We start from the raw sequence: 10,260 nt of genomic DNA on the forward strand, positions 1-10,260 counted from the left end.
ATGCGCCCCCGTGCCGCCTCAGCGGTCGGGCGCGGAAACCGGATCGGCGGTGCCGGGTCCGGCATCCGGGTCGGGCGCGGTATCCGCCGCGGCAGGGATATCGGAATCGGCCCCATCGGAATCCGGCCCATCGGAATCGGGGGCGGCGGAAAGGGCCGCCAGCGTCTCGCGCGCGGTCTCGAACTGGGGCAGGGGGCTGTCGCCGGCCATGTCGAGCGTGCGGCGCAGCGTCTCGGCCGCTTCGGCATCGCGCCCCAGCGCGGCATAGGTCATGCCGAGGTGATACTGCACCAGCGGATCCTGCGGCAGACCGGCCGCGGCGGGTTCGAGATAATCCAGCGCCTCGTCGAAGCGGCCGTCGCGATAGGCGATCCAGCCATAGGTGTCCTGGAAGGGCGGCACGTCCGTTCCGCGAAGGCGCCGCGCGACGGCCGTGGCGCGCGCCAGGCTTTCGTCGGTCTGCCGATGGGTGCTGAGCATGCTGGCCAGGTTGTTGGCCACCACCACGTCGCCGCTGTTCTGCGCATAAAGGTCTTCGTAAATGGCGATCGCATCGTCGAAGCGGCCGTCACGCTCCAGCTCGCCGGCCTTGAAGAGGCGCAGCAGACGCGATTCCGGCTGGGCGGCGATCGCGGCGTCCAGAACCGCTTCGGCCTCGTCGGGGCGTGCGGTGGCGTTCAGCAGGCGGTAAAGCTGCTGGGCGGGCGCCTCGGCGGCGGGATCGGCCGCCACCAGATCGCGCAAGATCGATTCGGCGCGCTCCACGTCGCCCTCGGCCGCGGCCAGGCTGGCATCGACCTGCCGCAGGCCCGGATCGTCGGGCGACTGGACGAGCAGCGTATCGAGATAGCGGCGCGCCTCCTCGGTCCGGCCGTTGCGCAACTGCGTCTCGACCACTGCGATGACGGCCTGGATGTTGCCGCCATCCGATCCGGCCTGTTCCTCCAGCATGGCCAGGCCGTCCTCGACCCGGTCGGCCTGCAGCAGCAGCGCCGTTTCCAGCGACCGCGCGCCCCTGGCCGCCCGCGGATCGTCGAGCAGTTGCAGATCCCCGATGATGCCGCGAACCAGCCCCTCCGATCCTTCCTCGAGCGCCAGCCGCGCGGATTGCAGCAGGATGTCGATATTGCCCGGATTGGCCCGCCGCGCATCGGCCAGCACGGACCGGGCCGGCGCCAGCCGCCCCTGATCGACCAGGAAGGCCGCATAGCGCAGCGATTCGTCCGGCCCCGAGCCCGAGACCTCGACCGCCGTGGCCAGCCGTTCGCCCTGAAGATCGGTGTCGCCGCCGCGGGCATGGGCATCGGCCAGCAGCAGGATCGTGCCGGTATCGCGCGGGTTCTGGTCCAGCGCGCGGCGCAGGTCGATGATCGCGGCATCGGGTTCGTCCGCCTCGATCAGCATGGCGCCGCGCAGCTTGAGCGCGGGCACGTTGGCCGGATCCTCGGTCAGGATCTCCTCGACCAGGGCGCGGGCGCCCACCTGGTTGTCGGTGGTCAGCAGCATCTGCGCCAGCATCGCCTTGATCCGCCGCGTCTGGTCGGACGGTTCGGCATCGGCCAGCACGTCCTGAAGTTCGGCGATCGCCTGCGTCCTGTCGCCGTCCTGGAAGGCATAGGTCGCCTTGACGGCGCGATAGGCCGCGATGTTGGCCGGGTTCCCGGCATTGGCGGCGATCAGGCGGTCCACCTCGGCTGTGGCGGCCTCGCGGCCGCGGGCCTGCTCGATCAGGGCGATGACCGGCGCGTGCTTTTCGGGTTCGGACGTGTCGCCGCCGGCGCGGTCGCGCAGGAAGCTTTCGGCCGAATCGAAATCCTCGCGGTCGAGGAACCAGGCGATCAGCGTCTGCTGCACTTCCTCGTTGTCGGGAAAGAGTTCGTACATGCGGCGCAGCTGCGCATCGGCGGCATCGGTATCGCCCAGGCCGACCAAAAGCTGGAACTTCAGCACGTTGAATTCCAGCACGGTCGGGTCGGTTTCCAGCGCGCCGTTCAGCAGTTCCAGCGCTTCGGTCAGTTGTTCGGTGTCCAGAAGCTGCGCCAGCAGGACGCGCTGCGCGACGATCTCGTCGGGGTTTTCGTTCAGGATGTCGCGGGCCGTATCCGCCAGGATCACGCGTTCGGCCGCGTCCTCGTCCTCGACCGCCTTGCGGAAATCGAGGGCGAGGCCGATCACCCGCGCCTCGGGATGGTCGGGGTCGAGCGAGAGCGCGGCGCGGCCGTGGCGCTCGGCTTCGGCCCACTGGCCCTGCTCGATGGCGATGCGCGCCAGCGCGCGGCGGATGTCGGGCGTGTCGGGATATTGTTCTGCCAAACGCAGGTATTCGCTGTAGGCGCGGCTGATATCGCCGCGCTCCAGCAGGATCCGGGCAAGCTGGCGGCGCGCGTCCTGATGGGCGCCGTCGAAGCGGAAGACGTTGCGGAACTCGACCATCGCGCGGTCCGTGTCGCCGGCTTCCAGCAGCGCCATGCCCGACTGATAGAAGCGTTCGGCCTTGTCGGCCGAGCTTTCGCAAGCCGTCAGGGCAAGACTGGCCGCGAGAACGGCACCGAGAAGGGGGCGGGGGGGAAGGAAAAATGACATGACCGGCATTCTATCTGGTCCGGGGTCCCGGATTATGGCGTTTTTCGATCATTATCGGGATGGGCGCCGGATGTCACAGACGAACTTGCCGCTTCACCGGGGGAAAGCGCGGCCGGTCAGCAGCCGGTGCCGCGCAGCACGACCCGCACCGTCGCCGCCAGGATCTTCAGGTCGGTCCACAGCGACAGGTCGCGGTTATAGTGCAGGTCGAATTCGGCGCGCGCCGCGAAGGTCGACCGGTTGCGGTCCGAAATCTGCCACAGGCCGGTGATGCCGGGGCGCAGGTCGTAGTAATCCGTCCCCGGATAGAGAGCCTTCTGCGACACCATCATCGGGCGCGGCCCCACAAGGCTCATCTGGCCGACCAGCACGTTGAAAAGCTGCGGCAGCTCGTCCATCGAGGTCTTGCGCAGGATCCGGCCCATGCGGGTGATGCGCGGATCGTCGGTCAGCTTCTGCTTGCTGTCCCATTCCCGGCGCAGCGGCGGGTTGGCGTCCAGATGGCGTTCCAGATGCGCATCGGCGTCGCGGATCATCGTGCGCAGCTTCCAGATGCGATAGATGCGTCCGCCGCGTCCGATGCGGTCCTGCGAATAGAAGGGATGCCCGCCGTCCAGCGCCACCAGAAGCGCCAGCAGGGCGATCAGCGGCAGGATCAGCGGCAGCGCCAGAACGATCGCCAGGATGTCGAAGGCGCGCTTGACGCCCTCGCGGTAAAGACCGGAACGCGGCTCGGACCGGGCCGGGACGACGGACAGAAGCGGGGGTTCGCGATGCGGTACGACGATCTCGGCCGCCTCGGTGATCCATGTATCGTAAGCCGTCATTCTCGCATCCAATGAATAGGGCCGGACCGGATCGTCCTTGGGTTGAATTTCACCCTGGGATTTCAAACTGCGGGTGCCCTGACTTTCGGAATATCTGCAGGCGGCCAGCATGGTCGGTTCAAGTTATCTCGTATTGTTTGAATTGCTATCGAACGATTGGGAGCAATGCCAGTTCAACTTTTTCCAAATTATATATAACTTATTGGAAAGGTTTAAGTATTTAAGATCGGATTGTCAACCGGTCCCGGTCGGACGGCAAGGATTGTTTCACACCTGCATGAAATATCGGCGGAAGGTCGCGTCACTGTTGAGGAAAACATGCCAAGGTCACTTGCCGCGGGCGTCCTGGCGCCCCGTTCCGCCCGCTCTGCCAACTGATTCTGCGGTTGTCTTGCCGCCGTCCGCCCTTCGCGGTATCACGTCCCGGCGAGAGGACGTTTTTCCCGTCGTCACATTTCCGGCGCGGGGTTGCCGCATGTTTCCGCACCAGTCAGCATAGATCATGCGGGATGGAACCATGGCCAGCACGATAGAAATCTATACGGATCATTTCGGCCTGCGCGAGCGTCCGTTTTCCCTCGTTCCCGATCCCGGCTTCCTGTTCTGGGGCCCCGCCCACAAGCGGGCCTTCGCCATTCTCGAATACGGAATCATGACGCGCGCGCCGATCACCCTGATCACCGGCGAAATCGGGTCGGGCAAGACCACGCTGCTGCACCACATGCTGCAATCGCTGGAAGACGACGTGCGTATCGGCCTGATCGCCAACACCCAGGGCCGCGAGCGGGGCGAATTGCTGCGCTGGGTGATGTCCTCGCTCGACCAGCCGACCCGCGCGGATGACAGCTATGTCGATCTGTTCGAGAAGTTCCAGACCTTCCTGATCGACGAATACGCCCAGGGCCGCCGGGTGGTGCTGGTGCTGGACGAGGCGCAGAACCTCAACCGCGACTCGCTGGAAGAGCTGCGGATGCTGACCAACATCAACGCCAACAAGGACGAGTTGCTGCAACTCGTTCTGGTCGGACAGCCCGAGCTGCGCGACATGGTGCTGGCCCCCGACCTGCGTCAGTTCGCGCAGCGCGTGACGGCGAACTTCCACCTGACGGCCATGGACGGCCCCACGGTCGCGGCCTATATCGGCCACCGCCTGGAAGTCGCGGGCGGCAGTCCCGACATCTTCACGCCCGAAGCCTGCGCGCTGGTCCACGAACGGACGGGGGGCGTGCCGCGGCTGGTCAACCAGCTATGCGACCTGTCGCTGGTCTACGGCTTTCTGGACGATGCCACACGGATCGGCCCGCAGATCGTGCAGCAGGTTCTCGACGACGGGGTCTTCTTCGGCGGCGGCGTCCGGCCCGAACCCGTGCGTCTTCTCAATCCCATCGCGAGGGCGACATGATCCCGGATATCCGTTTCTATCTGTCGCTGTTCTTTCGCCGGATCCACTATTTCCTGCTGCTGGTGGTGCTGGGCGGCGCGATCGGCATCGCCTTCGCGCTGATCCTGCCGCCCCGCTACGTGGCGCAGGCCCGGCTGGTCGTCGAATCCGAACAGATCCCCGACGATCTGGCCGCCTCGACCGTCCGCACCGAAGCGACCGAGCAGTTGCAGATCATCCAGCAGCGCATCCTGACCCGCAACAACCTGCTGGAAATGGCCAACCGCCTGGGGATTTACCGCACCCCCGCGGCGCGGGCCGGCCGGACCCTGCGCCCGGACGAGATGGTCAGCGACCTGCGCAACCGGATCCGTATCAACACGACGGGCGGGCGGCGCGGCCAGGCCGATGCCACGCTGGTCAATGTCAGCTTCACCGCCGAACGGGCGGATCTGGCGGCCAGCGTCGCCAACGAGGTGGTGACGCTGATCCTGCGCGAGAACGTGGCGATGCGCACGGGGGTCTCGGGGCAGACGCTGGAATTCTTCGAACAGGAAGTGCAGCGTCTGGACGAGGAACTGGCCCGCCGGGGCGCCCAGATCGCCGCCTTTCAGGAAAGCAACCGCGAGGCGCTGCCCGACAGCCTGGATTTCCGCCGCTCGCAGATGGCGTCGGCGCAGGAACGGCTGTTGCAGATCCAGCGCGACGAGGCCGCGCTGAAGGACCGGCGCGAAAACCTGACCGCCCTTTACGAGGCGACGGGGCGCATCGGCTCGATCTCGGACGACGCGCTGTCCGCCGAGGCGCGCGAACTGCGCCGCCTGCGCGAGCAATACGCCACCTCGGCGGCGGTGCTTTCGCCCCAGAATCCCCGGATGAAGGTGATGCAGGCCCAGATCGACACGCTGGAACGGATCGTCACCGAACAGGCCGCCGAGGCCAGCGCCGTGTCGGGGCTGCGCGGCGCCGACGGCATGCCACTGTCGCCCTATGACATCCAGCTTGCCGATCTCGACAGCCAGCTCGACTTTCTGGCCGAACGGCGCGCCCAGATCGAGGCCGAGATGGAGAAACTTCAGGCCACCATCGACGCCACGCCCAAGAACGCGATCTCGTTGCAGACCCTGCAACGCGACTATGCCAACATCCGCACGCAGTACGACCAAGCGGTCGCCAACAAGGCCCGCGCCGAGACGGGCGACATGATAGAGGCGTTGTCGAAGGGCCAGCGCATCACCGTCATCGAACAGGCGACGGCCCCCGAAGAGCCCAATTCGCCCAACCGGCCCAAGCTGGTGGCGGCGGGCTTCGGCGGCGGCATGCTGGCGGGGCTTGCGCTGATCGCCCTGCTGGAACTGACGAACCGATCCGTGCGCCGGCCGGTCGATATTGTTTCGGGGCTGGACATCGCGCCGCTGGCGACCTTGTCCTTCATCCGCACCCGGCGCGAGATACTGCGCCGCCGGGCCCTGATCGCGGCGGCGTTCGGCGTGGTCGCCATCGGCATCCCGGCCGGCCTGTGGGCCGTGAACGCCTATGTCATGCCGCTCGACATCGTGGTCGAGAAGGTCATGCGCCAACTGCCGGCAGGGCTGGCGATCCCCGGTATCGGCCGTTCGGCCTGAGGAGTAGAGAATGGAAAAGCTCCAGTCGGCAATCGCCAAGGCCCGTGCGCGCCGCGGCGACGCCCCCCCGGTTCCGGGCGGCGCGCCCGCGCCGCGCCCCGATCGGCCCGCGAAAGGCACGGATGCCGATGCGGCCTGGGCGGACCTGCCGCTGGCCGAACCGGAAACCGCGCGTCTTCTGGCCCAGCGGATCGTCGCCGGAACCCGCGATCGCGCGGCGTCCGAATTCGACAAGCTGCGCACCCGGATGTTGCAGCGCATGCAAAGCCAGAACTGGCGCCGGGTCGCCATCACCTCGCCCGGAGCCGCAAGCGGCAAAAGCACGATCGCCCTCAATCTCGGCTTCAGCCTGGCCCGCCAGCAGACGATCCGCACCATCATATGCGAGATGGATCTGCGCCGCCCGTCGCTGGCGCGGATGCTGGGCACGCCGCCGGAACTGGATTTCGCGCGCGTCCTGTCGGGCAACGCGCCGTTCGCCGATCACGCGGTGCGGCTGCGCGACAACCTGGCCGTCGGCGTCGCGCGCGGCCATGTCGAACGGTCGGCCGAGCTTCTTCAGGCCGCGCGCACGGGCCAGGTACTCGACGCGATACAGGAACGCTATGCGCCGACGCTGATGCTGTTCGACATGCCGCCCTTCCAGGTCAGCGACGACACGCTGGCCTTCGCCGACAAGGTGGATTGCGTGCTGATCGTCGCCGCCGCCGGATCGACCAGCGTGGCCCAGATCGACGCCTGCGAACGCGACCTGTCCGAGCGGACGGAAATCCTGGGCGTCGTGCTGAACAAGTGCCGTCACATGCCGGCGGACGAGGGATACGACTATTACGGCTGATCGGCCGGACGGTCTGCTATCCGCCCAGGGCCCGCAGCGAATTGCGGGCCACCCAGCCGCCTTCGTCATGCGGATCGTTCAGGAACGTGGCGATCAGGTCGCCCCAGTCCATGCCGAAATGCACCCGTTCCAGACTGTCGCCGGCGGTGCGGGACAGGGTTTCATAAAGGGTCCGGTCCCGCATCGCCCGGTCGATGCAATCGGCCAGCGCGCCCGCATCGCCGGCCCGGAAGACCAGGCAGTCGCGGTCCGGTTCCAGACGGCCGCGAAAGGCGGGATGGTCCGACACGATGACCGGCGACGCCGAGGCCAGCCCTTCGAGGATCGTGTTGGGAAAGCCTTCGGCATAATCATGGCGCGACGGCACGACGACCAGATCGTGCGACCGCATGCCGGCGCGGACGTCGGATTGCGGAACGCGCCCCAGAAACCGCACCCGGTCGGCGATCCCGTCCGTCCGCGCGCGGTCCTGCCAGGTCTCGATGCCGTCCGGGCCTGTCCCCGCGAAGGACATTGTCAGCGCGATCCCGCGATCCTTCAGCAGCCGGACCGCCTTCAGACAATCGCCGACGCCTTTCGATTCCGACAGGGTTCCGGCGTAGAAGGCGGTCGGCCGCAGCGGGTCGGCCGGGGCGGTTTTCGGGCCGCCCGACATCGGGATGCGCGTCCAGTCCCAGGGCACGATCCTTTCGGGCGCTATCCCCAGCACATCCGCCAGCGATCGCGAGGCATTGAGCGAATGGTTGGCCACGCAGGGCACGTTGGCGCCCGACAGGCCGTGCCGGAACCGGCGGTTGGTGCGGAATCCCTGCAGCCCCGACCGGCTGAAGATGCTGGCGAAACAGGGCAGGGTGGCGATGCCTTCGCGTCTGGCCTGCTTCAGGACGCGCCAGTTCGGGGACCGGCAGATCACCCGGTCGGGGGCGGCCTGGGCGAAGATCGCGGCGATATCGGATTGCCCGGTCTCGGCCACCCGCAGACCGATGACCCGCAATGCGGGCGACAGCGCCACGTCATAGGGCGTGTCGCAGAAATTCGCGACGGTGACATGCGCGCCGTCCGACAGACCCTCGATCAGACGGACCGAACGCGCCTGATCGCGATAGGTCTCGGGCAGGCCCTGGGCCAGGCTTGCATGGGCCTGCGCGAAATCCCCGTACTGGAAGAACAGGATGTTCAAGCCGCCCGCCGGTTCCCTAAAGTCCCGGAACGAAGCGCGGCAGGGCTTCGGTCGTTTCCAGGAAGGCGGCCTTCAGGCGCGCTTCGGCCTGGGCCTCGGTCTCGTTGCGGCCGACAGGGGTGACAAGCCGCACCAGCGCGCCGTCGGTCCGCCCGATCGTCAGTCCGTCCCAGAGCAGCCAGAACTTGGCGGCGAAATCCCAAGCGACGTGACGGCCGTGCTGTTCGAACCAGTAATAGGCCATCATCCGTTCGGTGCCCTTCTGGATCACCGCGCGGTTGAGGTGATAGGGCGCGTCGAAGCCGACCTCGGGGGCGATGTCGATGCGTTCCAGCCAGGCGATCTCCCATCCGGCGGATGGCAGGCAGATCTCGGGCGAATGGGTGCCGCCCTGGGTCTGGTCGTAATACCACGCCATGAACAGGCCCACCGACGCCGCGGCGCCCGGCGCGGTCAGCTCGACCGAATGGTAATCGTCGGCGCCCAGGGCACGCTCGACATCCGGGGTCAGCGGAATGGGGGCCGACGAGGTCCATTCGCCCAGGGTGCGCGGGAAGATCGCGAAGGGGTCGCGCGTCACGGTCGCGGTCTCGATCGGCGGGCGCGCCGCCCAGGCCAGCGCGCCGGCGCCCAGCAGCACCGCCGACACGATCAGCGCGGCCGAGGGACGCACGAAGCGCAGGCGCGCGGCCTGCGTGACCAGACCCGACGTTTCCAGATCGAGCGCATTGGCGAGGGTGGGACGGTCGGGATGCAGAAACAGCAGCAGCCAGGCCAGGATGAACAGCAGGATCACGCAGATCATGAAGATCACCCATCCTTCGAAGAAATGGGTGAACCCTTCCAGATGCTCGACCCCCCAGACATTGGCGATCAGGCCCGCGACGGCGATGCGGACCGAATTCATCACCACCGTGATCGGCGCGGCGGCCAGCAGCAGGATCGCCTTGTGCCACATCGGCCCGCGATAGAGCACCGCGAAGATGTAGGAAAAGGACAGGATCGGAAAGAGATAGCGCAGCCCCGAACAGGCCTCGGCCACGTGCAGCTTGAGCACGCCCAGGTCGATGATGTTGCCTTCCAGAAAGACCGGCACGTTCAGCATCAGCAGGAACCACACGCCCAGTTCGGACGAAACGGCCTGCAGCGTCGTGGACAGCTTGAAATAGAGGACGCCGGGCAGCGGCAGCATGTAGATCAGATGCACGACGGGCGGCCAGAAATGCTTGCCCGTGGACCATCCGAACGAAATCAGCAGCATCGCGCCGACCCACAGGATCAGCGCATAGGCCACCACGTCGTCGATCCCCGACATCTTGCCCAGCAGGCCGAACGCCATGGCGAAGACCAGCAGCGCCACGCCCGGCCAGCGGTCGTGGACGGGGCCGTCATTGACCGGCACATCCTTGAGCTGGCGCAGAAACAGCAGTGCCGACAGGACCGGAATCAGCGGCCCGTGGCTGTATTCCGGCAATTGCCACGCTTCCAGCAGCGCGCGCGTGCCTTCCCAGAAGAAGACCGTCGCCGCCACGATCGCAAGAACCAGCCACAGCATGCCGGGGCTGAAGAAGTCGGCGGCCGAAACGGGCCGGCGAAGATCGGAAGTTAAAGACATCGTGGCCCGTTCCCCTGTCGCGGACCTGCCGCATATCGGAAGATCAAGTCGATTTTGTGAAACGCCGGGAACCTAACCCGGACGGCGTTCCGAATACAGCCTTTAACGCATCGTTGACGAATATGTTGTCGAATGGTCCTGCCGCAATGTGGCCGTGATCGGGTTGCCCGGATCGGAAACAGGTTCTAATCGTCGCCGAAGCAGGCCGGAT

At 66.7% G+C, this 10,260-nt stretch carries 7 protein-coding genes; 3 read left to right on the forward strand and 4 right to left on the reverse strand.

All coding sequences use genetic code 11. From position 1 onward, the window contains the following. Positions 1 to 18: 18 nt before the first annotated feature. Both OCGS_RS13430 and OCGS_RS13435 read right to left on the reverse strand, forming a co-directional pair. Positions 19 to 2,583 (reverse strand): tetratricopeptide repeat protein, encoded by a 2,565-nt coding sequence (locus OCGS_RS13430; protein WP_162136615.1) that lies wholly within the window; start codon positions 2,581 to 2,583, stop codon positions 19 to 21. Positions 2,584 to 2,699: 116 nt separating this feature from the next. Continuing rightward, the gene (locus tag OCGS_RS13435) at positions 2,700 to 3,521 is read right to left on the reverse strand and encodes a sugar transferase (protein WP_007427792.1); all 822 of its coding nucleotides are present in this window, start codon (positions 3,519 to 3,521) and stop codon (positions 2,700 to 2,702) included. A 406-nt stretch (positions 3,522 to 3,927) separates the two neighbouring features. On the opposite strand from OCGS_RS13435, the gene OCGS_RS13440 reads away from it, so the two are divergent. Genes OCGS_RS13440 through OCGS_RS13450 form a run of 3 tightly spaced genes read left to right on the forward strand, consistent with a single transcriptional unit; the run spans position 3,928 to position 7,254 of the window. Then, the gene (locus tag OCGS_RS13440; RefSeq protein ID WP_007427793.1) at positions 3,928 to 4,812 is read left to right on the forward strand and encodes an ExeA family protein; all 885 of its coding nucleotides are present in this window, start codon (positions 3,928 to 3,930) and stop codon (positions 4,810 to 4,812) included. Further along, positions 4,809 to 6,416, forward strand: a complete 1,608-nt coding sequence (locus OCGS_RS13445) for a GumC family protein (protein WP_007427794.1) — start codon at positions 4,809 to 4,811, stop codon at positions 6,414 to 6,416. Before OCGS_RS13440 ends, OCGS_RS13445 begins: the two co-directional genes overlap by 4 nt. Positions 6,417 to 6,426: 10 nt before the next feature. Continuing rightward, entirely contained in the window at positions 6,427 to 7,254 is an 828-nt protein-coding gene (locus OCGS_RS13450; protein ID WP_007427795.1) for a CpsD/CapB family tyrosine-protein kinase, read from the forward strand. A 16-nt stretch (positions 7,255 to 7,270) separates the two neighbouring features. On the opposite strand, the gene OCGS_RS13455 is transcribed toward OCGS_RS13450, so the two are convergent. Together OCGS_RS13455 and xrtD are read right to left on the reverse strand one after the other, a co-directional pair. Beyond that, positions 7,271 to 8,434 carry a glycosyltransferase family 4 protein gene (locus OCGS_RS13455; protein WP_007427796.1) on the reverse strand — a complete coding sequence of 388 codons (1,164 nt, stop codon included), beginning with the start codon at positions 8,432 to 8,434 and terminating at the stop codon, positions 7,271 to 7,273. A gap of 16 nt (positions 8,435 to 8,450) precedes the next feature. Continuing rightward, positions 8,451 to 10,049 carry a VPLPA-CTERM-specific exosortase XrtD gene (gene xrtD / locus OCGS_RS13460; protein ID WP_007427797.1) on the reverse strand — a complete coding sequence of 533 codons (1,599 nt, stop codon included), beginning with the start codon at positions 10,047 to 10,049 and terminating at the stop codon, positions 8,451 to 8,453. Positions 10,050 to 10,260: the final 211 nt, after the last annotated feature.

This window comes from Oceaniovalibus guishaninsula JLT2003, from assembly GCF_000299575.1.
Taxonomy (GTDB): Bacteria; Pseudomonadota; Alphaproteobacteria; order Rhodobacterales; family Rhodobacteraceae; genus Palleronia; species Palleronia guishaninsula.

What these genes read in the sequence shown, in the direction of transcription:
- OCGS_RS13430 (WP_162136615.1), bottom strand. Translation starts at nt 2,583, where the DNA reads ATGTCATTTTTCCTTCCCCCCCGCCCCCTTCTCGGTGCCGTTCTCGCG.
- OCGS_RS13435 (WP_007427792.1), bottom strand. Translation starts at nt 3,521, where the DNA reads ATGCTGGCCGCCTGCAGATATTCCGAAAGTCAGGGCACCCGCAGTTTG.
- OCGS_RS13440 (WP_007427793.1), top strand. Translation starts at nt 3,928, where the DNA reads ATGGCCAGCACGATAGAAATCTATACGGATCATTTCGGCCTGCGCGAG.
- OCGS_RS13445 (WP_007427794.1), top strand. Translation starts at nt 4,809, where the DNA reads ATGATCCCGGATATCCGTTTCTATCTGTCGCTGTTCTTTCGCCGGATC.
- OCGS_RS13450 (WP_007427795.1), top strand. Translation starts at nt 6,427, where the DNA reads ATGGAAAAGCTCCAGTCGGCAATCGCCAAGGCCCGTGCGCGCCGCGGC.
- xrtD (WP_007427797.1), bottom strand. Translation starts at nt 10,049, where the DNA reads ATGTCTTTAACTTCCGATCTTCGCCGGCCCGTTTCGGCCGCCGACTTC.